The following is a 22,776-nucleotide window of genomic DNA, read 5'->3' on the forward strand; positions in this document are numbered from 1 at the left end:
GCTCAGGAGATCGCGTACCACTGGCTGGCCCAGCCGGTGTTGATGGTGCTGGTCGACTGCTCGTTGAGGTCGACGTTCGCCGGCAGCGAGGTCTGACCGGTCAGGATGGTGCTGTAGCGCAGATGGGGCGGTGTCAGACCGGCGTTGACGGAGATGCCGGCCCCGGTGGACTTCAGGGTGAGGGCGTTGGTGGCCCAACTGCCGTTGAGCAGGAGGGCGATGAAATAGGTGCCGGGCGCGGCGGTGAACGGCTTGGCCAGCGCGAACGGCTTGGCGATCGGTTCCGTCATCAGCTGCGGCGAGATGTCGGGAGTGGCCGCGACCAGGGTGCCCTTGGCGTCGTACACGCCGAGTTGGCAGTTGGCGAGCTGGGCGTTCGGGTCGAGTCCCGCCAGGCCCAGCCAGATGTTCGACCAGGTGATCTCCTCGCGCAGGACGATCCGCACCAGGGTGACGCGCCCCCCGACCCCCGCGGCCGTCTGCGCGGTGACGTGCCCCGCGTCGTTGGGGTCGCCGGTCCACGCCAGCAGGTTCTGATCCTGCGGCCGCGGCCCTTCGAACCCGCCACCACCGCCGGGCGCGGGCGCCGAAGGTCCGGAGCTCACCGCCCCGCGCGGGCTCCCCTGCGGTGTGGTGCATCCGGCCAGGACGAGCAGCGCCGCGAGTACGGCGACGAGGCCGGTCGTGGCAGTGGTGGTGCGGGTGCGCATGGTCCCCCCATGAGGCGCGGATGTGTAGACGAGCCATGGTCACACAGGCCGCGGACACCCCGCCGACCTGCCCCGACCCCTCGAAACCGCCCCGGGCAGAGCGGGGCCGGCGGGCGCGAACGGGTGGCCGAGACCGGCATGGCGGGGCTGCTGCTCGCCGGCCGCCGGACCGGACCCGGACGGCGCCTGGTTCCGCGCTTCCCGTTCACCCGAACGGCCCAAGCCTGCCCCGGTCTCAGGGGCGGTGGCGCAGCGGGTGGTCCGACGGCACCTCCACGACGGCGATCCGCACGCCGTCGGGGTCGGCGATCCACATCTCGATCAGGCCCCAGGGCTCGCGCAGCGGGGGCCGCAGCACCTCGGCGCCCCGGCCGCGCAGTTCCTCGTACGCCGCCGCCGCGTCCTCGACCTGGAGCCACAGCCGCATCCCGGGCGCGGGCGGCGCCTCGGCGCGCCCCGACACCTCCAGGAACCCGCCGCCGAGGAAGTAGACCGTCCCGCGCTCCGGGCCAGTGCCGAACTCGCGGTAGACGGCCAGCCCGAGCGTGCCGCCGTAGAAGGCGCGCGAGCGCTCGGGGTCCGTGGGGGTCAGCAGGATCCTGCCGCTCAGTACGTGCACCATGACTCCCGGCCTCGATCTATGGTCGGAGCATGGTACGCAAGCGCGTGATCGAGGTCCGCGAGGACGCGGCGCCGGAGGTACTGCGCGGCATCGAGGTGCGGCCCGCTCCCCGGGGCGCGGTCTGAGCCCGGCCCGCGGGGCGTGCGGAGCGGCCCGGCAGGCCCCCTGCCGCGGCGCCGCGCGCCTCGCCTCCACCGCCGGTGCCGCGGTCGTCGTGCTGTGCACGGCCGCCCTCGGCTGTACGGCCGCTCCGGCGGCCCCGCCGCCGCCCGCGGGCCGCGTCCAGGTCCACACCGGGCTGGCGGCCGAGGTGCAGAAGGTGCCGGCGGAGGCGCTCGGCGCCACCTACCGGCCGGGCTGCCCGGTCGGCCCCGACCGGCTGCGGCTGATCCGGATGAACCACTGGGGCTTCGACGGCAAGGTCCACCGGGGCGAACTCGTCGTCCACGAGCGGGCGGTCGAGCCCCTCCTGCGGGTCTTCGGCAAGGCCTTCGAGGCGAAGTTCCCCATCCGCCGGATGAGGCCGGCCGCGGCCTACGACGGTGACGACGAACGGTCGATGGCCGACGACAACACGTCCGCCTTCAACTGCCGGCGGGTCACCGGCGACCCCGGCCGCCTCTCCCGGCACGCCTACGGGGACGCCGTGGACGTCAACCCGGTGGAGAACCCGTACGTGGACCGCGGCGGCACCCCCCGTCCGGCCGTCGGCCGCCCGCAGCTGCGGCGCGAGCCCCCCGCCCCCGGCATGATCCGCCCCGGCGACGTCATCACCCGGGCCTTCGAGGAGGTGGGCTGGCACTGGGGCGGCGACTGGTCCAACCCCGACTACCAGCACTTCTCGGCGACCGGGGGCTGAGCCCCCGTACGCAGGCATGCGCACGTGGAGCGCACGCGCAGGCGGCTCACGGCGCCTGCCGCGCCGGGTCGGTGATCGCGTTCGCGGGCCGCAGCGGGTTGGATCGCGGCAGCGGCGGGGGGTCTGCCCGTCCCGGGCCGTCCCCCCCGCTTCCGACGACGCAGGAGGAAACGCGTGGACCAGCTGCTGAGAGTGCAGAACTTCAACGTCTCGAGTGACGGATTCGGCGCCGGTGAGAACCAGAGCCTCGAGCGGCCGTTCGGCGACGCCGATCCCGGGACCATGTTCGCCTGGGCGGGTGCCACGGCGAGCTGGCCCAACCGCACCGAGCCCGGGGGAAGCCGCGGCCTCGACGACTACTTCACGCGGGACTTCGCGCACAACATCGGCGCCGAGATCATGGGCCGCAACAAGTTCGGTCCCCAGCGCGGCCCCTGGCAGGACCTCGACTGGCGCGGCTGGTGGGGCGACGAGCCCCCGTTCCACACCCCGGTGTTCGTCCTCACCCACCACACGCGTCCGTCGTTCACGCTCTCCGACACCACCTTCCACTTCGTCGACGCCGACCCGGCCGCGGTCCTCGAACAGGCGAAGGAGGCGGCGCAGGGCAAGGACGTCCGCCTCGGCGGCGGGGCCGCCACCATCCGGGAGTTCCTCGACGCCGACCTCGTCGACACCCTGCACGTCGCGGTCTCCCCGGTGCGGATCGGTTCCGGAGCGCGGCTCTGGGAGTCCCCGGAGGAACTGCTCGACCGCTTCCACCTCGACATCGTGCCCAGCCCGAGCGGCGTGAAGCACCACCTGTTCTGGCGCGGATGACCTGAGCATCCGAACCCGGCGCGGCCCCCGGCGACGGCCGCAAGCGGTTTCCGCCGACCCGACCCCCGCACCGGCCGGTTCCGGCCAACCTGTCGCACCGGCCGCCCCCGGAACCCGAGGGCGGCCGGACACGATCAGCGGCCACGCCAAGGGGGCCGTCGCCGCGAGGTCGGCCAGATCCCGCTGCTCCGGCCCCCGGCCTGCGCTCTACTCACTCCCTCCAGTTCCGGCGACCCCGCATCAGCCCCTCCGCACACCGCGGACCCGGGCTTCCCGGCCATGCGCGGAAGCACGTGAACCGGCCTCCACGACAACCCGGTTGAAGGAGAGAGCGCGCATGTCCGAGCAGCAGGAAGAGCAGCAGGAAGAGCAGCAGGAAGAGCAGCAGGAAGAGCAGCAGGAAGAGCAGCGGGGCGAGCGGCGGACGCCGGAACGGGCGGCGCAGGCGGAACCCGCCGCACCGCCCGCCCCGCCGGAGTTCACGTACAGCTGGGGCCAGCACAACGAGACCATGGAGGCACTGTCGCTCGGGCAGATGGCCCGACGCGTACCCGCCGCCCTGAAGCAGACCGCGCGACTCGCCCTCGCCGTCAACCGCACCGCCTTCCGGGTGCTGGTCACCGCCCAGATCCTCGGCGGGATCTGCACCGCGGCCGCCCTCGCGGCGGTCTCCCAGGCGATGGTCCCGCTGCTGGCCGGCGACGGCGTCAGGGAACGGATCGCGGCCGCCGCCTGGCCGCTGGCCGTCGCGGCGGCGATGACCGCCTTCGGCGCGCTCGCCTCCATCGCCGCCGGCAGCGCCGCCCGCCGCCTCAACCCCGGTATGGCCACCCTCGCCGACCTGGCGATGGTCGACGCCCACATGGACGTGGAACTCGCCGCCTACGACGCCCCCGACTTCACCGAGCGTTCGGAGGCCGCCGAGACCGGCTCCGCCCGCTCCGCCATGCTCCTGCAGGACGCCCTGGGCTTCACCGGCGGGATCATCGACATGGTCGCAGTCGCGTCCGTCCTCGCCGTGGTCCACCCCGTGCTGCTGCCGCTGCTCCTGCTGTCGGTGGTCCCCCGGGGCCTCGGCTCGGTGTACGCCGCCCGCCTCGACTACCGGCTCCACAACCAGACGGTCGCCGCCCGCAACATCAAGCACATGATGCGCTGGCACCTGACCACCCCGAAGCTCGCCGACGAGCTGCGCGGCAACAGCATGCGGCCCTACGCCCACCACTGGTACGCGGCGGTATGCGAGCGCATCGACTCCAGGATGGTCGGCTCCGCGCCCCGCTACCTCACCGTGTACCTGATCGCCGCCGCGGCCTCCGGGACCTTCGTCGTCGCGACGTACGGGGCACTCGCCGGGCTCGTCGTCGGCGGCTACATGGCCATCGCCGCCGCCGGCACGGCCATCGTCGCCATGCGGACCTCCACGGCCGCGCTGTCACAGCTCGTCGTCTACGGCGCGGCCATGTTCCAGCACGCCCTCTACCTCGGCGACTACACCGCCTTCGTCGAGGAGGCCGCCGAGAAGTCCGGCCCGCGCGGCCCGCAGGTGATGGAGGGCGCCCCGGAGAAGATCCGGCTGGAGGAGGCCACGTACACCTACCCCGGGAAGGACACCCCCTCCCTCGGACCGGTCTCCCTCACCCTCGCCAAGGGTGAGGTGGTCGCCGTCATCGGCGAGAACGGCGCCGGCAAGTCCACGCTGATCCGGCTGCTGACCTCGCTCACCGCCCCGACCTCCGGCACCGTCTCCTGGGACGGCGTACCGACCTCGGACGCAGACCAGCGCTCGGCCTGGGCGCACGTGGGCCTGGTGACCCAGTCGTACGGGTACTGGCCGTTCTCCGCCCGGGAGAACATCACCCTCGGCCGGCCGGACCCCCGCGGCGAGGACGCCGTGTGGGACGCGCTGGACGCGGTCGGCATGCGGGCGGCCGTCGAGGGGTTCCCCGACGGCCTCGACACCCTCCTGGCCCGCTCGGTGTGGGGCGGCCACGAACCCTCGGGCGGCCAGTGGCAGCGCATCGCGTGCGGCCGCGCCTTCCACCGCAGGCCGGGCCTGCTGGTCATGGACGAGCCGACGAGCGCCATGGACCCCCGGGGGGAGCACATGGTCTTCTCCGGGCTTCGGGGCATGAAGGAGGACCGGATCACGGTGATCGTCACGCACCGCATGGAGAACTGCCGGCTCGCCGACCGCATCATCGTCCTGGACGGCGGCCGGATCGTGGAACAGGGCCCCTTCGACCAGCTCGTCACCCTGAACGGCGGCCGGTTCCGCGAGCTGTACGAACTCGCGCAGGACCGCTGAGCCCCTGACGGTGGCCCGGGCCGTCACGCCGGGGTCACTCCTCGCGCGGGGTCACTCCCCGCGCGGGCTCACCCAGCGGGTCCCCTTCCCGTCCGGCTTCTCGGGCTGCTGCGGCCGGTCGAGACGGCTCGCCTCGTCCGTGTCGGCCGCCGCCGTCTTCTTCTCGTCGGGCCCGTCGGGGCGCGGCGGCTTGCGATGGTGCCGGGCCCCCGGCTGCTCGTCGTGGAGCGGGACTCCTCCCACGCCGCCCTGCTCGTCCATGGCCGTCCTCCTCGTCGCCGTACGCTGCCGCCGGATGCCGACCGCTCCCGTCGGCGGGGCTGTCCTGCGGCACCTGCCCCCGTTCCTCCGCCCCATGCGCCGGCGGGCCCCGCCGGCGCCGTACCGGGCGGCTCTGCGTGGCGGGCACGTCACAGGCCGAAGCGGACCCCGGCGCGCGCGGGCGCGGACCTGCCCGGACCGATGTCTCCCCACGCCCCCAACTCACATGCCATGATGCTGAGTTATGACCAAGGGGGAGGGTTTGCCGAAAACGGTTGTCCGCATACGCCTGGGGCAGGGCGCGAGCGCGAGCGATGTCGGAGCCCTGAAGGCGTGGCTCGAACGGGAACACAAGCTGGAGGCGCTGCGGAGCAGCGGCGACCTGGAGATCAGGGAGCGTGCCGGGACCGAGGAGAGCCCCGGCAGCCCGATGGGCGCGGGGCTGGAGATCATGCTGGTCCTGGTCGGCATCGTCGGCCCCAAGCTGTTCGAAGAGGTGTACGAGCAGGCCAAGAGCGGGGTACGGGCCTGGCGGGAGAACCGCCGCTCCGTGGAGCGGGGCGAACCCCCGGAGGTCGAGGTCGTCCCGGACGGCGACGCGAGGTAGTCCGGTGGCGCGCTTCGACCCGCGCGGGAGGGTGAACCGGGCGCTGATCGTCGGCGTGCCCGCGTACGAGTTCACACAGCCCGGCCACCCCTTCGGCGTGCCCGGCGACCTGGAGCCGGTCGAGCACAACATCGTCGGCCTCGCGGCCGCCCTGCGCACGGGCGGGGTGTTCGGCGAGCACGAGATCGGCGTGGTCCGGCCGCGCAACGTGGACGAGTTCGACCGCCGGCTGGACGGCGCCGTCGACGAGGCGGAGGGCCTCCTCCTGCTCTACTTCTCCGGGCACGGTGCCGTCCCCAGCACCGGTGACGAGCTGTGGCTCCAGATGCGCGCGGCGACGATCGTGGCGGGGGCGGAGTCGGTGTTCCGCGGCGCCGTTCCCTGGCGGAGCGTGCTGACCGTGCTGACCCGGACCAGGGCGGAGCACGTGGTCGTCGTGCTCGACTGCTGCTACGCGGGCAACGCGTCGGCGGCCTGGGACGCGCTCGACACCGCGCAGCGGCACCGGATCTCGCTGCTGATGAGCGTGCAGGCCAACAACCGGATCGACGCGGGGGACGACGCCACCCCGACACCCTTCACCGCCGAGCTGATCCGCGCCCTGCGGGCCGACGGGGACGGCGCGCCCGTGGGGTTCACGGCGCTGGCGGAGCGGCTGCGGGCGTACATGTCCGCGCACCACACGACCCTGCGCGATCCCGCCGAGCCGTGGGAGCCGCAGAGCCGTCCGGCGGGCTCCGGCGCGGACGTGCTGCTGGCCGCCGCAGGAGCCGCGCCGGGCACTGCCGCCGTGCCGGGGGCCCGGCCCGAGCCGGACCGCGCGCCCGGCGCCGCGCCGGACCCGACGCCGGAGCGCCCGCCCGGCCCCGAGTCCGGCACGCCGCACGTGCCGGACCTGCCGTCGGCGCACCGGCGGGCGCCGTGGTCCCTTCCCCGAGCCCGCCGTCCGCGCCCGGTCCGCGTTCCGAGCCCGGCCACCCCGCGCCGCCCGGCCGGCAGGACCCGCAGGGTCGCGGTCACCGCCGGGGTGCTCGCCGTGCTCGCGGGGCTCGTCCCCGCCGGATACCTGCTGGCCGACGACCTCTTCGGCAGCGGGCAGCCCTGCACGCCGCCGCTCGAACTCCGGCTGCTCACCGACCCCGAGATCGAGTCCACCGTGCGCAGGGCGGCCGAGGTGTACCTGGTGTCGGACGGGAACCGGACCGGTGACGGCTGCCGCCGCAGCGGCATCACGGTCTACAGCGCCGGCGCCGCGGACGTGGTCGCCGCGTTCCACGACCAGTCCGACCCCTGGCAGCGGCCCGTCTCCGAGACGGTCAATCCACAGCGCGACATCGGCCCCCAGCCCGACGTCTGGATCCCCGCGACCTCGGCGAGCGCGGCCCGGGCCCGGCCGCCCCAGGACCAGCGCAGCTACGCGGAACTCCGCGTCGACCCGGCCCCGTTCGCCTACTCGCCCCTCGTGCTCGCCGTGCCGCAGCAGCTCGCGGCGGAACCGGTCGCCGAGCGGACCGGCGGCCTCACCCGCCTGATGGACGCACTGCGCACCCGCGACCCGAAGGCGGAAGTACGGCGTCCGGACCCGGAGCACACCGATTCCGGCCTGGTCGCGACCCTCGGCCTGTACGGCGCCGGCGAGGCGAACGCGGCCGCCGCCGAAGGTCGCGTCGCGCAGCCCGGCCCGCCCTCGCCCACCGGCGGGACCCTGCTGTGCGCCCTGCCCGACGACGACTCCGTCGACGACCGCACCGCCGCCCTGGTCCCGGAGTTCCTGCTCAAGTCCGGGGTCGACTGCGACAGCACGACGCGCGCCCGGCGGCTGGCCGCCTACCCCGACGACGCGCCGGGCCTGGACCCCACGTTCGTACGGGTGCGCTGGCGCGAGGCCGACCGGGACCAGGAGGCGCGGCAGGACGCCGTCGACCGGTTCCGCGCCTGGCTCACCGGCGCCGGCGGGGACCAAGCGGCGGGCAAGGCCGGACAGGAGGTCCGGGGCGGGCTCGTCGAGTTCGGCAAGGACGGCTTCCGCAGCGCCGCGGGCGAACACCGGCCCCTCGCCGCCGACCTCACCTTCAGCGAGTTCGGTGCCGTCGCCAGCCCCGGCTCCCTCGCGGCCCCCGCCCGCCAGGCCGCGATGGCCGCGGCCCTGAAGGAGTACCGCGAGGCCAACGGGCCCGGACGGGTGCTGTTCCTGCTCGACAGCTCCGGCTCGATGGGCGACCTGTGGGCGGGGCCCGGCGGTGCGCCCGGCATCGTCAAACAGTCGCTCGGCGGCCTGGGGGACCAGGACGAGTACGGCGTGTGGGCGGTCGCGGCCGCGCCCGGCGCCCCGCTCGCCCACCAGGAACTGCTGCCCTTCGGCCGGTACGGGCGCGCGGCAGCCGAGCGCACCATCGACGAACGCGCCCAGGTCAAGGACGTGGAAGCGGACCCGTACCGGGCCCTCAGGGCCGCCCTGGACGACATGTCCCGGCGCGGGGCGGACGACGACCGTCCGCAGCTGATCGTCTACATCACCGACGGCGAGGACGACAACCGGCTGACCGAGGGCGGGCGGCTCGAAGGCCTCCGCGCGTACGCGCGGGAGAAGAGGGTCCCCGTGGTCATGGCATCCCTGGACAGCGGCGGCTGCGACAAGGGCAAGCCGGAGGCCGTCATCGCCGAGGCGAGCGGCGGCCGCTGCCTGGACACCGGGACCGATCTGGTGGCGGGACTGCGCGACGAGGTCGCCCGGGCCGGAACGGGAGACGAGGGATGACCCGCGGCAGCAGACCGCCCGGCAGGCCGGGCCGGCGCCCACGCCCCCTGGCCCCCCTCCTCACCGCCGTCCTGACGGCGGTCCTCACACTGGGAGCGTGCAGCGGGAGCGGCGACGGAGGCCCCGACGCCGTCGGCCGGTCCGCCGACAGCGGCGTCGCCGAGGGCGACATCGTCGTGGCCAGCGGACGCGATGTCACCGGCAAGGGCGGGATCCGGCAGAAGCTCATCGACCAGTGGAACCGGGAGCAGGAGGAGAAGGGCTCCGGCTCCCGGGCCCGGCTCGTCGAACTCCCCGGTTCGGCCGACCAGCAGCGCAGCCAGCTGCTGGGCGCGCTCCAGTCCGGCAGCGCGGAGTACGACGTGGTCAACCTCGACGTGACCTGGGTACCGGAGTTCGCCGACGCGGGCCTGGTCCGGCCGCTCCCCGGGGAACTGCTCGACGCGGACGTCATTCCGTCCGTCGCCGACACCGCCCGCTGGGCGGGCAAGGTGTACGCCGTCCCGTTCAACAGCGATGTCGGGCTGCTCTTCTACCGCCGCGACTACCTGAAGAAGGCGGGCGTCACGGACACCGAGCTGGGCAAGGGCACCGACTGGGCCACGGTCCAGCGGCTGATCGGCACCGTGGGGGACGCGGGCCGCAGTGCGGCGGACGGCTACGAGAAGGGGTGGACCACCCAGCTCGCGCCCTACGAGGGCCTCACCGTCAACGGCATCGAGGCGCTGGCCTCGTCCGGGGAGGGACTCTCCCTCACCGACGGCGCAGGCCGGTACACCGGTTCCGAGGACGCCCTGGAGGAGGGGATCGCGGAGCTGCGCGACCGTACCAAGGCCCCGTACACGCTCGCAGACGCCGGCGGCTCCGGCGAGACCGAATCCCTCGGCGACTTCGCCGACGGCCGTACCGCGTTCCTGCGCCACTGGCCGTACGCCTACGGCACCCTGCACCAGACCCTGACCGGAGAGCAGCTGGGGGTGGCCCCGCTGCCCGGCAAAGCGGTCCTGGGCGGCCAGAACCTGGCCGTGACCAAGGCGTCGAAGCGCGGCCCCGCGGCCCAGGAGCTGATCCGGTTCCTCACCGGCCGGGACAGCGAACGCTGCCTGCTCGACGCGGGGTTCGCGGCCACCAGGCTCTCCGCGTACGTCGAGAACGGCCCGGCCTGCCGCGCGGCCAAGGCCCCCGCCCCGGCCGGCCCGAACGCCGAGAGCACCGACCGCATGCCGCGCGACGAGCACGGCCGTCCGAAGTACGCGCGCGACACCCTGCTGCCCGCACTCCAGGACGCCGTGCAGCGCCCGCGCACGCCCCTGTACGGCGCCTTCACCCAGACCTTCACCGCCGAACTGCGCCGCCTCTACACGGACAAACCCCCGTCCGACGCGCGACTCGCGAAGGACCTGCACGCACGGCTGAGGAAGGCACTGCCGCACACCTGACGACCGGCCGGGCAGGATGGGCGGGTGCACACCACGACGGAACTGGCAGGGAGGGCGGCCGCGCTGGCCGCCCGGGGCGGCCGGCGGATCCTCGGCATCGCCGGGCCGCCGGGGGCCGGAAAGTCGACACTGGCCGCCCGGCTCGCCGGAGCGCTGGGGCCGCGGACGGCGGTGGTGGTCCCGATGGACGGGTTCCACCTCGCCCAGGCAGAGCTGGTCCGGGCGGGACTGGCCGACCGCAAGGGCGCCCCGGAGACCTTCGACGTCGCCGGATACGTCTGTCTGCTGCGCCGCCTGCGCGGATCCGAGACCGGCCCGGTGTACGCACCCGCCTTCGACCGCTCCCTTGAGGAACCGGTCGCGGGCAGCATCCCCGTCCCCCCGGACGTACCGCTGGTGATCACCGAGGGCAACTACCTGCTGCACGACGCGGGGGAGTGGGCTTCCGTACGCACGCTCCTGGACGAGGCCTGGTACCTCGCCCCGGACGAGGAGCTGCGCGTCCGGCGCCTGGTCGACCGGCACGTGCGCCACGGCAAGGACGCGGAGCACGCACGCACCTGGGTGGCCCGGTCGGACGAGCCGAACGCCCGCCTCGTCGCCGCCGGCCGCCACCGCGCCGACCTCGTCCTCGACGCGGGCTGACCCGCCGCGACGGGCCGCCCGCCGTGCGGGACCATGGGTCTGTGGCCTGTGGTCCCGCACGGCGGCGAAGGGGCTGAGACGTGCCCGAGATCGCGATCATCGAAGCACCCTCCGTGCTCGGGCTGCGCCCGTCCGGCGTCCAGGACCTGCCGGCCGCCCTGCTCGACGCCGGCCTGGCGGACCATCCCGGAGCGGTGCGGGCCGGCAGGGTCGAACCGCCGGAGTACGACCCGCGGCGGGACCCCGGGACCGGGGTCCTGAACCCCGTCGGCATCGCGCGGTACTCCGTCCGGCTCGCCGACGCCGTCGGAGCCGTCCTCGACGAAGGCCGCTTCCCCGTGGTCCTCGGCGGCGACTGCAGCATCCTGCTCGGCAACCTGCTCGCCCTGCGCCGCCGCGGCCGCTACGGCCTGCTGTTCCTCGACGGCCACACCGACTTCTACCAGCCGTCGGCGGAGCCCGCCGGCGAGGCGGCCTCGATGGAACTGGCCCTGGCCACGGGGCGCGGCCCGCGGCTGCTCGCCGACCTCGAAGGCCGCGGACCGCTGCTGCGCGACGAGGACGCCGTCGCCTTCGGCTTCCGGGACTCGGCCGAGTCCGACGCGGCCGGGATGCAGCCGCTGCCGCCGCGGCTCCACGCGATCGGCCTCGATGCCGTGCGCGCGGCCGGCGCCGCCACCGCCGCGCGCGAGGCGCTCGCCCGGCTCGCGCACGACGGGAGCGCCGGTCACTGGATCCACCTCGACGCCGACGTCCTGGACGACGCGGTCATGCCCGCCGTCGACTACCGCCTTCCCGGCGGGCTGACGTGGCAGGAGCTGGAGACCGTGCTGGCCACGGCGCTGGCCGACGCACGGGCCGTCGGCTTCGACGTCACGATATTCAACCCCCGCCTCGATCCGGAGGGGACGATCGCGGCACGCCTCACCGCCTGCCTGAGCCGGGCTCTGGAAGCACGGACCGGGGCCGCCGAGGGCCGTGCAAACGGGGACGGGGCACGGTGAGTGCGCTGGTAGGGTGACGTGTGCCCGTCAAGACGGGCGGTTTCGGTACTGATATTCCAACGGGGTAGAACGTGAAGCTTCGCCATGTCCGCGCGGTCGCCGTCTTCGGCATCGCCGTGTTCGCACTCACCGGAGCCCGCGGCTCCCACGGCGGCAGCTGCGGTGGCAGCAGCAGTTCCGGATCGGGCTCCGGCAGCTCCAGCGGCGGCAGCACCGGCGGGAGCCACGACAGCGACGGCACGAGCACCAGCGGCAGTTCGAGCGGCGGCTCCGTCACCGGCGGCTCCAGCAGCAACAAGGCCGAGCGCGACATCAGGATCGACAGCTGCAAGCTGGACGACGCGCGCAAGAACCTGGTCGCCCGCATCACGGTGACCAACAGCGGTTCGGTCGGCTACACCTACAACATCACCATGAAGTTCCGCGGGGACTCCGCCTCCACCGCGAGCACCGCCCAGGCCACGGTGTCCGCGCTCACGGTCAAGGCCGGCGCCTCCCAGCCGGCCGAGGCCAAGACCCCGTACACCGGTAAGGGCGACGGCAGCGAGTACAAGGAATGCGTCGTCGCCAGCGCCTCGAAGAACGCGCTCTGACGCTCGTCGCGGCGGCGGGACGCGCTCAGCTCCCGCCGCCGAAGCTCCACGCCTCGATGTCGCGGTAGTGGATCGGTCCCGGCCCGCGGCCGATGTTGCTGCCGACCAGGTGCAGGCGCTCGGCCGGCCAGGAGCGGCCGGTGAAGGAATCCAGGGCCTCGGCCGCCTCCACCGCGCAAGAGGGCTCGTTCCGGCGGGACCGGGCCAGCGTCAGATGCGGGCGCAGCGGCCGGTCCTCGAAGGGCACTGCGCACTCCTTGACCACGGCCCGCACCTCGCCGGCCAGCAGGTGCAGCCCTTCGAGGTCCCCGCCGATCCCGCTCCACAGCACCCGGTCGTCGAAGTGCCCGCCGCCGTGCAGCGCCAGCCGCACGGGCCGGTGCCGCGCCGCGAGGGCCGCGAGCGGCGGCCTGAGCAGCGGAACGGTCGCGACCGGGAGCTCGCCGAGGAACGCCAGGGTGATGTGCCAGTCCTCGATGCGGTTCCACCGCATGCGCGGATGCGCCTCGTAGGCGGGACGGAGCTCCCTCGCCAGCTCCTCCTTCGCGTCGTCGGGCGGGGCGAGGGCGATGAATATCCGGACGGTCCCGGACGGGGTCTGTGCGTTCACAGGAGACTTCGTACCGTGTGGCGCACGCTCACGTCATCTCCGGGCCGTGCGGCCGCCCCGTCAGACGCTCGCCAGCTGCGGGATCAGACGCAGCGCGTTGTCGTGGTAGATCCCCCGCAGCTGCTCCGAGGTGAAGGCGGGATCCGCCTCCAGAGCGGGGAACGCCAGCTTCGTCACGGTGTCCGCGGGGGCGGCGGGCCAGTCCGTGCCGAAGAGGATGTGGTCGGCGGGCACGTGGTCGAGGAGCGTCGAGGCGCCCGCCATGGGGCCCGCGGTGTCGTAGTAGAAGCGGCGCAGGTGGTCGCGGACCGCGGCGGGCTCGACGGGCGGGTCGCAGAAGCGGCCGAGCGCCTCCAGACGCCCCGCGATGTACGGAACGAAGCCGCCGGCGTGCGGCAGGATGACCGAGATGTCCGGGAAACGGTCGAGGGTTCGATGGGCGATCATGTTCACCGCGGCCCGCGTCGTGTCCAGCAGGAAGTCGCACATGAAGTTCGGAATGCCGGGCACCGTCACCGCGCCGGGCGCGCCGTCCGGGAGGTTGTGGGGGTGGGTGTCGACCACCGCGCCGTGCTCGTTCAGCTCGTGGAACACCCGGTCGTAGGCCGGGTCGCCGAGGTAGACCCCGCCGTAGTTGGCCGTCACGTTCACCCCGACCGCGCCGAGCTGCCCGAGCCCGCGGCGAACGGCCCAGGAGGAGGCGTCCGGGTCGTCGAGGAAGAGCGGCACGTAGAACGAGAACCGTCCCGGATGCGAGCTCGCCACTTCGAGCATCGACTGGAGCGTGATGTTGATCGCCTCGCGCAGCTGCGCCGTGGAGCGGTAGCGCGCGGGGAGCATGGGCTTGAGCACGGCCGTGGAGATGCCCGCCCGGTCCATGAAGCCGATCGCGGCCCCGGTGTCGAGCCGCGACCACGGGGGCAGCTTCTCGGGGTTGACCAGCCCGTGCCGGGCGGCCCACTCGCGCCATTCCGGCGCGCAGTAGTGGTGGTGCATGTCGATCTTCGACGTCGCCGCGTGTACGTCCGCCGTGCCGGGGGCGGACGCGTCCCGGGCGGTCCCGGCGGCCTCCTCGATGAGCGCAACGGAGATCAGCGGCTCGCCCGTCGGCGGTCCGAGGAGGCCTAGCCTGGAGGTGCTCGCGGAATCTGTCATGCCAAATCCACCGTCCGTCAGGGTCTGGTCAGTTGGTCGGTCGGTTCCGGAAGTCGCTCAGGTCAGGGTCACGGGGCCGCGGGCGCCACAGGGGTCACGGGAGCCATGGCAGTCACAGGGCCCGCGGGCGTCACCGGGGGAGGGACTCCAGAGGCACCCCGTGCGGAGGGGCCGACCGGGAGGGCTCCAGGACGAGCCGCAGCTCCTGCAGCCCCCGGAACGCCGGCATCGGCCCCCTGAGCCAGGCCCCCGCGGCCGCCTCCGCGTCCGCCAGTTCCATCTCCGGGAACTCCCGCAGCAGGCAGGCGAGGGCGACCTCCAGCTCGAGCCGGGCCAGCGGCGCCCCGAGGCAGTAGTGCGTGCCGTGGCCGAAGCCCAGGTGCGCGCTCTGGAGGCCCTCGCGCGTCACGTCCAGGACGTCGGGCGAGTCGAACTTCGCGGGGTCGCGGTTGGCCGAGGTGATGGCGATCTGCACGAGGGAGCCCTTGGGGATCACCGTCCCCCGTACCTCCGCGTCCTGCGTCGCGTACCGGAAGGTCGAGGACTCCACCGATCCCTCGAACCGGACGATCTCCTCCACGGCCCGCGGAATCAGCAGCGGGTCCTTCCGGAGCTTCTGCAACTGCTCCGGATGGAGCAGCAGGTTCAGCACCGAGTTCCCGATCTGGAACGCGGTGGTCTTGTGTCCGGCGAAGAACAGCACCCACAGCGAAGAGATCAGCTCGGCGTCGTCCAGCCCCTCCTCCGCCCGGATGAGGTCGCTGAGGAACGAGTCCGAGGGACGGCCGCGCGTGCAAGCGATGAGCCGCGCCAGCCGGTCCCGCAGCCACTCCTCGGCCGCCTGCAGCTCCGCCCCCATCCGGGGGTCGAACCGGGCGCGCGACACCACCGCGAAGTGGGCGAGGATCTCCGGACGGTCCCCCTCGGGGATCCCCATCAGATCGCACAGGACCGCGATGGGCAGCGCGAACGCGAACGACGACATCAGGTCGACCGGGTCGCCCTTGGCACACGCGCCGAGGAGGCTCTCGGCGATCGCCGTGACCTTCGGCCTCATCTCCTCCACCCGCCGCGGGGTGAAGCCGCTGCGCAGCACCCGGCGCAGCCGCGTGTGCCGGGGCGGGTCCGAGTTCAGGACGTTGTCGTCGAGCGCGTCGAAGAAACTGCCGTACACGGCGTGGTACGTGTCCAGCGCCCCGCGCATGTCCTTGCTGAAGCGCGGGTCCGACAGCGCGTCCCGGGCGTCCTCGTAACGGGTGATGAGATACGTGTCGACCCCGTGCGCGGGCGTCAGCCGGCACACCGGGGCCTGCTCGCGCAGCGCGGCGTAGACGGGATGGGGGCACGCACGGTACTCGGGCGCGCCCCTGGACACGGCCGACACGAGGTCGTGCAGCGCACCGTGGTCGCCCGGTGTCGCGTTCTCCTGCGTCATGTTCCGCACCCTCCGTGCCATCGAGTTCCGCGGACACACGGGTTCCCTGCGGGAGCCGGACGTGAAACCACCGTTGGCGCGATGGGGTGAGCCGGTGCCGCCCCGCTCGGGTCCGTGCGGACCGGCCCGCCGTCACCCGGGTGGCGGTCGGCCGTCCTGTCGCACGGTGTGGCGGGCCGGGGGATCGCGGGACAGGCTGCTGGAGACGTCAGCCCGTCCCGAGGAGTCCGAACATGGCCCGAAGTCTCACCCCGGTCCTTACGATCGCCGCGTCGCTGACCCTGGCGCTGGTCTCCGCTCCCGCTCCCGCGTCCGCGTCGGGCGCCGACGCGGGCAAGAGCGCGGCAGCCCGCGCGATCACGTACGAGGCGACCGCCAGGTACAAGATCCACGGGAACGCGGTCAAGGCGGGCTACGTCCCGGACACGTACTGCGTCGTCAACAAGGAGGGACCGGGGGCGCTCGGCTACCCCCACTTCAACCACGCGCTCGACAACTCCGTCGACCCGGCGAAGCCCGCCGCCCTGTTCTACGAGGACGACGGGCGCGGCGGCAAGCGCCTGGTCGGGGTCCAGTGGCTGGTCTACGACCGCGACCAGAACCTGGCGACGGACGACGACCGGCCCACCTTGTTCGGCACTGCCTTCGAGGGTCCGCAGCGCGGCCACTTCCCGGGCCAGCCCGTCCACTACGCGCTGCACCTGTGGCTGTGGAAGAAGAACCCCCTGGGCACCTTCGAGACGTACAACCCGGCGGTGACCTGCCGCCCCGGCACCATGCGCCCGCCCAAGTAGCCCGCACCACGCGCCGCGCGAGCAGCCCGGCGCGCCGCCCCTGTCACACGGACACGGGCGAGCCCTCCGGACCGACCGCGTCGAACAGCAGCCGCGCGGCCACCGTCGTCCCGTCGGTGCGGATCGTGCCGGCCACGGCCCCCGCCCGTGCGCGTGTCTCGGGGGCCAGGGCGGTCCTGAGCGCGGCCGACAGGGACTCGACGGTCGGGGTCGGACCGTCGTGTGCCGCGCCGATGCCCAGCTCGGCCACCCGGCGGGCCCAGTACGGCTGGTCCACGATCTGGGGCACCAGAACCTGGGGCGCCCCGGCCCGGGCGGCCGTGGTCGTCGTGCCGGCCCCGCCGTGGTGCACCACGGCCGCCACCCTGCCGAACAGCGCCTGCTGGTTCACCTCGCCGACGGCGAAGCAGTCGCCTTGGCCGGCTGCCAGGGCCAGCCCGGCCCAGCCGCGCCCGACGAGCACGCGGCGGCCCTGCGCGCGGACCGCTTCGACGGCCACCCGGGCGACGTCCGGCGAGGTGCGCATCGGCATGCTGCCGAATCCGACGTAGACCGGTGCCGGGCCGGCGTCCAGGAACGCCACCAGCTTGTCCGGCAGCGGGCGTTCGTCCGGCAGGATCCACGCGCCGGTCTGGACGAGGTCGAGGTCGGTCATGTCCTGCCACGGGCCCAGGACCGGGTCCGCCGCGAGCCACGGCCGGCCGGTGAAGACGTGGTCGCGGACGTTGTCCACCGGCGGCAGGCCGATCGAGGCCCGGTGGGCGTTGAGCGGCTCTCCGTACAGGGCGTTCACGCGCTCGGCGTCCAGGTCCCACAGCTCCCGCAGGCCGGTGACCTCCGGCGGGGACGGCCGGCCGGGCCGCAGCGACGGCCGGTAGTGCGCGGACGGCAGCTCGAAGGGATGGAAGCAGGCGTACACGTAGCGGATGCCCAGCTTCTCGGCCACCGAGCGCAGCCCGGCGGGTATCAGCCCGGAGGCCACCAGCACGTCACATCCCTCGGCCGCGGCGGCGATCGTGCCGAAGTGCTCCGCGACGAGCTCGGCCGCGCGCTGCGGCGCGCCCCCGGCCGGCGGGGCCACCGCCCCGGTCACCAGTGCCCGCACCGGCTGCCCGAAGGGCACCAGCTCCACGCCGGCGCCGGCCAGCAGCCGGGCGAACTCCTCGTCCGGCGGCGCGCACACCCGTACCTCCGCGCCGAGTTCCCGTAACCGCACCGCCAGCCCCACCAGTGGTTCGACGTCGCCACGCGACCCGTACGACGACAACAACACGCGCATGTCCGGAACTCCCGTAGTACAGAATCAGTTGCTTTGGCCAGTGATTCTGCAATACGTCCCGGGCAGCGCAGCAAGCAACCCCCGCGCGGTCAGACCGCCTTGAGGGCGGCCGCGCCGAAGGAGACGTCGAAGCGGTCGCACCAGACGGAGACACTGGAGTACTCGGCCGGGTTCACCGTGGCCGGGATCTCGTAGTTCTGGTCGCCCTTGTTGCCCTTGAGCTTGCCGAGGCTGAGGTGCTTGCCGTCGTCGAACACCGTCCATCCGGCGGTGCCCTCCTTCACCGGGGCGTCGGTGATCAGCACGCGCAGGTCGGGGCCGTTGCTCGTGTCGAGGTTCTCCAGGCGCAGGGTGTGGGACCCGTCGGGGAGCCGGATCAGCTTCACGGTGCCGGTGGTGGCGTGCTCGTGGCTGATGAAGGTGCCCTCGGCCACGGTCTTCGGCGCGGCCGAGGAGGTGGGGGAGGGGCCGCCGGCCGGGGCCGCCGCCGGCAGCGCTTCGCGGACCGTGTCGTCCTGCCACAGCTTCCACGGCTGGAACCAGTACAGGCCGGCGGCCAGCGCCACCGCCGCGAGGACCAGGATCCCGGCGAGCCTCCTGCCGCCCCACTTCGTCGTTGCCACTGGCTGTCCTCTCCGCACGGAACCGTTTCCCGTATTCAAAGCCACCCGCACCCCCGTGACCAGGGCTTTCCGTATGACGAAAGTCTTACGTCCCTGCCGGGTGCGCGGCCGCGAGGCGATACTGGCGCCATGCCGAAGACGCCGCCGCCCGCGAATCCGGAACCGAATCCGGCACCGAATCCGGCACCGAACCGGGCATCCGACCCGCAACCCGTAACGGCGGATCCACCCCATACGGCGGACCGTCCGCTGCTCACCCAGTCATGGCTGGATCTGGCCTTCCTGCACTGGGCCGTCGACCCCGCCGACGTCGGCCCGCTGCTCCCGCCCGGCACCGTGCCCGACACGCTGGACGGGGTTACGTACGTCGGCCTCGTCGCCTTCCGCATGCACAAGGTCGGATGGTTCCGCCTCCCCGGCGTCCCCTACCTCGGCAGCTTCCCGGAGACCAACGTCCGCCTCTACTCCGTGGACGCCCACGGGCGTCGCGGCGTGGTCTTCCGCTCGCTCGACGCGGCCCGCCTGGTCCCGGTGGCCGTCGCGCGGTCCGTGTTCCGCCTCCCGTACGTCTGGTCGCGGATGACGGTCCGCCACGACGCGGACACCGTGACGTACGCCAGCACCCGCCGCTGGCCCGGGCCGCGGGGCGCGCACAGCAGGATCGCGGTGCGCGTCGGCGAGCGGATCGGGGAACCGACGGCGCTCGAACACTTCCTCACCGCCCGCTGGGGCATGCACAGCACGTTCTTCGGACGGCAGCTCTACCTCCCGAACACCCACCCCCGCTGGCCGCTGCACCGCGCCGAACTCCTCGACTGCGACGAAAACCTGCTCCTTGCCGCGGGTCTGCCGGCGCCGGCCGGCCCGCCCGTGAGCGTCTTGTACTCGCCCGGCGTGCCCGTCCGCTTCGGCCCCCCCGCCCCGGCGCCCGGGCGGTCTCCCGACCCCCTGATGGCGCGAGCGGCCGCAGGGCCCCGAAGGGCCCTGTTTTCGGCCAATGCGCTGATCGGCCCCGTTTACCCCATGCGGGTGAATTGCCGATCCATGTCTTGAGTTCCTTTCTCGGGGGTCGTCAGCATTGCGTTCGAACGTTCACTCATGGGAACCGCTGGGGTGTTTCCCGAAGGGTGTCGGGGTAACCGGGGTGTCAGGGGGCGGGTTTCGCGGTGCGCAGAGAGGCCGAATACACGGCTGTCAAGGACCGTGCCCTCGACAGGCTCTTCGGTCTCCCCGGGGTCGTGGCCGTTGGTGTCGGCGGGCGGGAGCGGGCCGGGCGGGCCACCGGGGAACGGACCATCAGGGTGTTCGTCACCCGCAAGCGCTCGCCGGGCGAACTGCCCCAAGACCGGCTCGTCCCGGCCGAGTTCGAAGGCGTCGGGACCGATGTGGTGGACCTGGGCGCCCGGGCGCCGGACCCGCCGCCCGGCCCCTGCGGGCGGCGCGGGCCGACCGGGAGCCCGCCGGGTTCGCAGAGCCGGCTGGACGAGCGCAAGTGGAGCCGGCTCATCGGCGGGGCCATGGTCTCCTCGGCCGTGGACCCCAAGGCCCCCGGCACCATCGGCGGATTCCTCGAGCACACGGGCGACCCCGGCAAGGTCTATCTGCTGAGCAACCAGCACGTCCTCGGCGAGGCGCCGCCCCTCGACCATCCGGTCAGGGCCGACACCGGCACGCGGGTCTACCACCCGCTCCGCCAGGACTTCCCCCTGGAGCGGCTCTTCTCCAGCAACGTGGTGGGCAACTACGAGACGGGCGACCGCGACACGACCGTCGACGTGGCGGTGGCCCGGCTCGACCCGGGCGTGAAGTGGTACGCCGACATCCTCGACATCGGCCCCGTCACCGGCACGTACACCCTCAAGCCGGAGGAGGTCGACACCCACTGCTTCGAAGTCCGCAAGCGCGGTGTCGCCACGGGGTACACCGGCGGGACGGTCCAGGCCGTCAACGCCGCCTACGACGTGGACGGCATTCGCTACAGCAACTTGATGATCGTCAAACCCCATCCCAACCCCGGCCTGCCGACCACGGTCGTGAACCACTTCTCCGACCACGGCGACTCGGGCGCCCTCGTGGTCGACCGCTTCAACCGGGCGGTCGGCCTGGTGCTCGCCGGCTTCGGCCCCGACGAGCCGGCGGAAATGCGCGGCTGGGGCAAGGTCCTCCCCATCGACGTGGTGCTCCACTACTTCGTCCACACCAAGCAGATGCCCGTCCGGCTCGCGACGGCGACCCGCGCCAGGATCCAGCGCGTCGTGGGGCAGCCCCCACCCACACCCCCACCCGCACCCGGACCGGCCCCACTCACCGCACCTCCGCTCACCGGCTCCGCCACCGCCGTGCTCCGCGCCGACCTCGGCCGCACGGTTCCCGGCCGGCGCCTGCTGCGCCTCTGGCAGGAGCACGGGGAGGAACTCGCCGGACTCACCGGACGCCACCCCGAGCTGGCGGACCTCTGGCGCGCCGACGCCGCGGGGCCGGGCCTCGCCGGACTCGTCCGGGACCTGATCGCGACGGTCCGCCACGACGCGCGGCAGATGCCGTCCGCCGTCGGCCCCGTCCCGCTGGGGGAGTACGTCGACCGGATCCACCACGCGTACGCCCGGCTCGCCGGCCCCGAGCTGCGCTCGGCGCTGGCCAGGTCCCGCAGCGCCCTGCCCGACCTGGCCGGTCTGACCTACGCGCAGATGGTCGCGGCCCTCGGCCCGGCCGAGGAGGGCCGTCATGACCACTGAGGAAGAACTCGTCGCGGCCAAGAACCGGGTCAAGGAGCGGCTCTTCGCGATCCCCGGAGTGATGTTCGTCGGGGTCGGGGGCAAGGAGGTCGACGGCGTCCTCACCCGGGAACCGGCGGTCAAGGTCCTGGTCCGCGAGAAGCTGCCCGCCTCGGCGCTCCCCGCCGCCGAGCTGATCCCGTCGGACGTCGAGGGCGTCCCCACCGACGTCGTCGCGATCGGCGGGGTCGTCCCGCTCACGTCCGAGCAGCCGCCCGGAATGCTGAACCCGGCCCTGTGGGACCAGAGTTCCGAGCGGGCACGGGACCTGAAGGGCGGGTACTGCATCGGAGTGGAGAACGCCGGCGGCCTGGGGACGCTCGGCTGCGTCCTGAAGGACCAGGTCGACGAGTGGAAGGTCTACGCCCTCACCTGCCAGCACGTGATCACGCACGACGGGAAGTTCAACCCGGTCCCGCTGGTGTCGAAGGTGGGCCAGCCCACGGGCAGCGACGGCATCTGCTGCTCGGACATCTTCGGCGTGTACGAGACCGGAGCGCTGAGCTCCGAGAAGGACGAGGCCTCGGACCGGGACGAGGGACTGCTGAGGATCCATCCCGGCCGCACCTGGAAGCCCGCCATCAGGGGGATCGGGGAGATCACGGGCGTGCACACCATCACGCCCTTCGAAGCGAGCGTCGAGAACTACCAGGTGCGGAAGGTCGGCGCACGGACGGGCAAGACCGGCGGCACGGTCACCGGGCTGTTCGACACCCCCCAGCGCGCCGAGAACCTCCTGCTCGTCAAGCCCAATCCCCACCCCGCCCAGCACGCCTACGACACGCTCCACTTCGCCTACCAGGGCGACTCCGGATCGGCCATGGTCAACGACCTGGGCACCACGGACCCCGACGGGAAGCCCGTGGTCGAGGTCGTCGGGCTGATCTATGCGATCGCCGCGAGCTCGCTCCCGTTCCTCACCTTCGTCCTGCCCATCCAGAAGGTGATCGAACGGTTCTTCGCCCACGAGGGACTGCTGCTCACGGTGGCCACCATCCGCAACTCCCACCCCGTCAACACCGTCCCCAAGCCCCCGCCGGGCAGCCTCGACCCGCTGGCCGGGGCGCCGGCGGACGGCGTCCCCGCCGCGCTCGGCCACCTGGCCGGTCTCCAGCAGGACCTGGAGGGGTCGCCCGCCGGCCGGCTGCTCCACGCCCTGTGGCGGGACCACCGCGAGGAACTGGCCGGTCTCGTCCGGCACAACCGCCGCGTCACCGTGGCCTGGCACCGCGGCGGCGGGCCCGGACTCGTACAGCTCCTGATCCGGCTGCCCCGACAGGCCGGCCTCGCACTGCCCGAGACCCTCGCCGGCCGGCCGGTCGACGAATGCGTCGACCAACTGCACCGCGAGATCAGGGAACACGCCGGCCCGGCCCTGAAGACCGCGCTCGACCGGGCCCACAGCGCGCTGCCGCGCCTGGCCGGCCTGACCTATCCGCAACTGATCGACGCGCTCGCGCGCGCCTGAGGAGGCCGGTGGC

General features: G+C 73.5%; 20 protein-coding genes and 1 pseudogene. 13 read left to right on the forward strand and 8 right to left on the reverse strand.

What is annotated here, in order from left to right; all coding sequences use genetic code 11:
• Window positions 1-2 precede the first annotated feature (2 nt).
• Both ACTVZO_RS36120 and ACTVZO_RS36125 read right to left on the reverse strand, forming a co-directional pair.
• The gene (locus tag ACTVZO_RS36120) at window positions 3-710 is read right to left on the reverse strand and encodes a hypothetical protein (protein WP_443302356.1); all 708 of its coding nucleotides are present in this window, start codon (window positions 708-710) and stop codon (window positions 3-5) included.
• Window positions 711-945: 235 nt separating this feature from the next.
• Window positions 946-1,332, reverse strand: a complete 387-nt coding sequence (locus ACTVZO_RS36125; protein ID WP_443302357.1) for a VOC family protein — start codon at window positions 1,330-1,332, stop codon at window positions 946-948.
• Window positions 1,333-1,546: 214 nt separating this feature from the next.
• Here ACTVZO_RS36125 and ACTVZO_RS36130 point away from each other — a divergent pair, with 214 nt between their 5' ends.
• The 3 genes from ACTVZO_RS36130 to ACTVZO_RS36140 all read left to right on the forward strand — a co-directional run bounded on the left by ACTVZO_RS36130 (window position 1,547) and on the right by ACTVZO_RS36140 (window position 5,318).
• A complete protein-coding gene (locus tag ACTVZO_RS36130) occupies window positions 1,547-2,191 on the forward strand; it encodes a M15 family metallopeptidase (protein ID WP_443302358.1) in 645 nt (214 codons plus the stop codon).
• Window positions 2,192-2,365: 174 nt separating this feature from the next.
• On the forward strand, window positions 2,366-3,010 hold the full coding sequence (locus tag ACTVZO_RS36135; protein ID WP_443302359.1) for a dihydrofolate reductase family protein: 645 nt from the start codon (window positions 2,366-2,368) through the stop codon (window positions 3,008-3,010).
• Window positions 3,011-3,347: 337 nt separating this feature from the next.
• Window positions 3,348-5,318, forward strand: a complete 1,971-nt coding sequence (locus ACTVZO_RS36140; RefSeq protein WP_443302360.1) for an ATP-binding cassette domain-containing protein — start codon at window positions 3,348-3,350, stop codon at window positions 5,316-5,318.
• 51 nt (window positions 5,319-5,369) lie between these two features.
• Here the strand turns inward: ACTVZO_RS36140 and ACTVZO_RS36145 are convergent, their stop codons facing one another.
• Entirely contained in the window at window positions 5,370-5,579 is a 210-nt protein-coding gene (locus ACTVZO_RS36145) for a hypothetical protein (protein WP_443302361.1), read from the reverse strand.
• Between the two features lie 262 nt (window positions 5,580-5,841).
• Between ACTVZO_RS36145 and ACTVZO_RS36150 the strand changes: the two genes are divergently transcribed.
• The 6 genes from ACTVZO_RS36150 to ACTVZO_RS36175 all read left to right on the forward strand — a co-directional run bounded on the left by ACTVZO_RS36150 (window position 5,842) and on the right by ACTVZO_RS36175 (window position 12,625).
• The gene (locus ACTVZO_RS36150) at window positions 5,842-6,186 is read left to right on the forward strand and encodes a hypothetical protein (RefSeq protein ID WP_443302362.1); all 345 of its coding nucleotides are present in this window, start codon (window positions 5,842-5,844) and stop codon (window positions 6,184-6,186) included.
• Window positions 6,187-6,190: 4 nt separating this feature from the next.
• Window positions 6,191-8,944, forward strand: coding sequence for a VWA domain-containing protein (locus ACTVZO_RS36155; protein WP_443302363.1), 2,754 nt, complete (start codon window positions 6,191-6,193; stop codon window positions 8,942-8,944).
• The gene (locus ACTVZO_RS36160; RefSeq protein WP_443302364.1) at window positions 8,941-10,383 is read left to right on the forward strand and encodes an extracellular solute-binding protein; all 1,443 of its coding nucleotides are present in this window, start codon (window positions 8,941-8,943) and stop codon (window positions 10,381-10,383) included. The genes ACTVZO_RS36155 and ACTVZO_RS36160 overlap by 4 nt, the downstream gene beginning before the upstream one ends.
• Window positions 10,384-10,407: 24 nt before the next feature.
• Window positions 10,408-11,028: a nucleoside/nucleotide kinase family protein gene (locus ACTVZO_RS36165; RefSeq protein ID WP_443302365.1), complete on the forward strand. Its 621-nt coding sequence runs from the start codon at window positions 10,408-10,410 to the stop codon at window positions 11,026-11,028.
• Window positions 11,029-11,108: 80 nt separating this feature from the next.
• Window positions 11,109-12,032 (forward strand): arginase family protein, encoded by a 924-nt coding sequence (locus ACTVZO_RS36170; protein ID WP_443302366.1) that lies wholly within the window; start codon window positions 11,109-11,111, stop codon window positions 12,030-12,032.
• A 71-nt stretch (window positions 12,033-12,103) separates the two neighbouring features.
• Window positions 12,104-12,625 (forward strand): hypothetical protein, encoded by a 522-nt coding sequence (locus ACTVZO_RS36175; protein ID WP_443302367.1) that lies wholly within the window; start codon window positions 12,104-12,106, stop codon window positions 12,623-12,625.
• A gap of 25 nt (window positions 12,626-12,650) precedes the next feature.
• On the opposite strand, the gene thpR is transcribed toward ACTVZO_RS36175, so the two are convergent.
• The 3 genes from thpR to ACTVZO_RS36190 form a co-directional block, all read right to left on the reverse strand.
• On the reverse strand, window positions 12,651-13,235 hold the full coding sequence (thpR, locus tag ACTVZO_RS36180; RefSeq protein WP_443302368.1) for an RNA 2',3'-cyclic phosphodiesterase: 585 nt from the start codon (window positions 13,233-13,235) through the stop codon (window positions 12,651-12,653).
• A 60-nt stretch (window positions 13,236-13,295) separates the two neighbouring features.
• Complete coding sequence (locus tag ACTVZO_RS36185) at window positions 13,296-14,390, reverse strand: amidohydrolase family protein (protein ID WP_443302369.1); 1,095 nt, start codon at window positions 14,388-14,390, stop codon at window positions 13,296-13,298.
• Between the two features lie 130 nt (window positions 14,391-14,520).
• A complete protein-coding gene (locus ACTVZO_RS36190) occupies window positions 14,521-15,825 on the reverse strand; it encodes a cytochrome P450 family protein (RefSeq protein ID WP_443302370.1) in 1,305 nt (434 codons plus the stop codon).
• A gap of 233 nt (window positions 15,826-16,058) precedes the next feature.
• On the opposite strand from ACTVZO_RS36190, the gene ACTVZO_RS36195 reads away from it, so the two are divergent.
• Window positions 16,059-16,619: a hypothetical protein gene (locus tag ACTVZO_RS36195; protein WP_443302371.1), complete on the forward strand. Its 561-nt coding sequence runs from the start codon at window positions 16,059-16,061 to the stop codon at window positions 16,617-16,619.
• A gap of 43 nt (window positions 16,620-16,662) precedes the next feature.
• On the opposite strand, the gene ACTVZO_RS36200 is transcribed toward ACTVZO_RS36195, so the two are convergent.
• Window positions 16,663-17,898 (reverse strand): glycosyltransferase, encoded by a 1,236-nt coding sequence (locus tag ACTVZO_RS36200; protein ID WP_443302372.1) that lies wholly within the window; start codon window positions 17,896-17,898, stop codon window positions 16,663-16,665.
• Between the two features lie 89 nt (window positions 17,899-17,987).
• Window positions 17,988-18,521, reverse strand: coding sequence for a DM13 domain-containing protein (locus tag ACTVZO_RS36205; protein WP_443302373.1), 534 nt, complete (start codon window positions 18,519-18,521; stop codon window positions 17,988-17,990).
• 129 nt (window positions 18,522-18,650) lie between these two features.
• On the opposite strand from ACTVZO_RS36205, the pseudogene ACTVZO_RS36210 reads away from it, so the two are divergent.
• The 3 genes and pseudogenes from ACTVZO_RS36210 (at window position 18,651) to ACTVZO_RS36220 (ending at window position 22,763) form a co-directional block, all read left to right on the forward strand.
• Window positions 18,651-19,473, forward strand: a pseudogene (locus ACTVZO_RS36210) (YqjF family protein).
• Between the two features lie 214 nt (window positions 19,474-19,687).
• Window positions 19,688-21,256: a hypothetical protein gene (locus ACTVZO_RS36215; protein ID WP_443302374.1), complete on the forward strand. Its 1,569-nt coding sequence runs from the start codon at window positions 19,688-19,690 to the stop codon at window positions 21,254-21,256.
• Window positions 21,246-22,763, forward strand: coding sequence for a hypothetical protein (locus ACTVZO_RS36220; RefSeq protein WP_443302375.1), 1,518 nt, complete (start codon window positions 21,246-21,248; stop codon window positions 22,761-22,763). Before ACTVZO_RS36215 ends, ACTVZO_RS36220 begins: the two co-directional genes overlap by 11 nt.
• The last annotated feature ends 13 nt before the right edge of the window (window positions 22,764-22,776 follow it).

The sequence above is a fragment of the Streptomyces sp. IBSNAI002 genome, from assembly GCF_052244475.1.
Classification (GTDB): Bacteria; Actinomycetota; Actinomycetes; order Streptomycetales; family Streptomycetaceae; genus Streptomyces.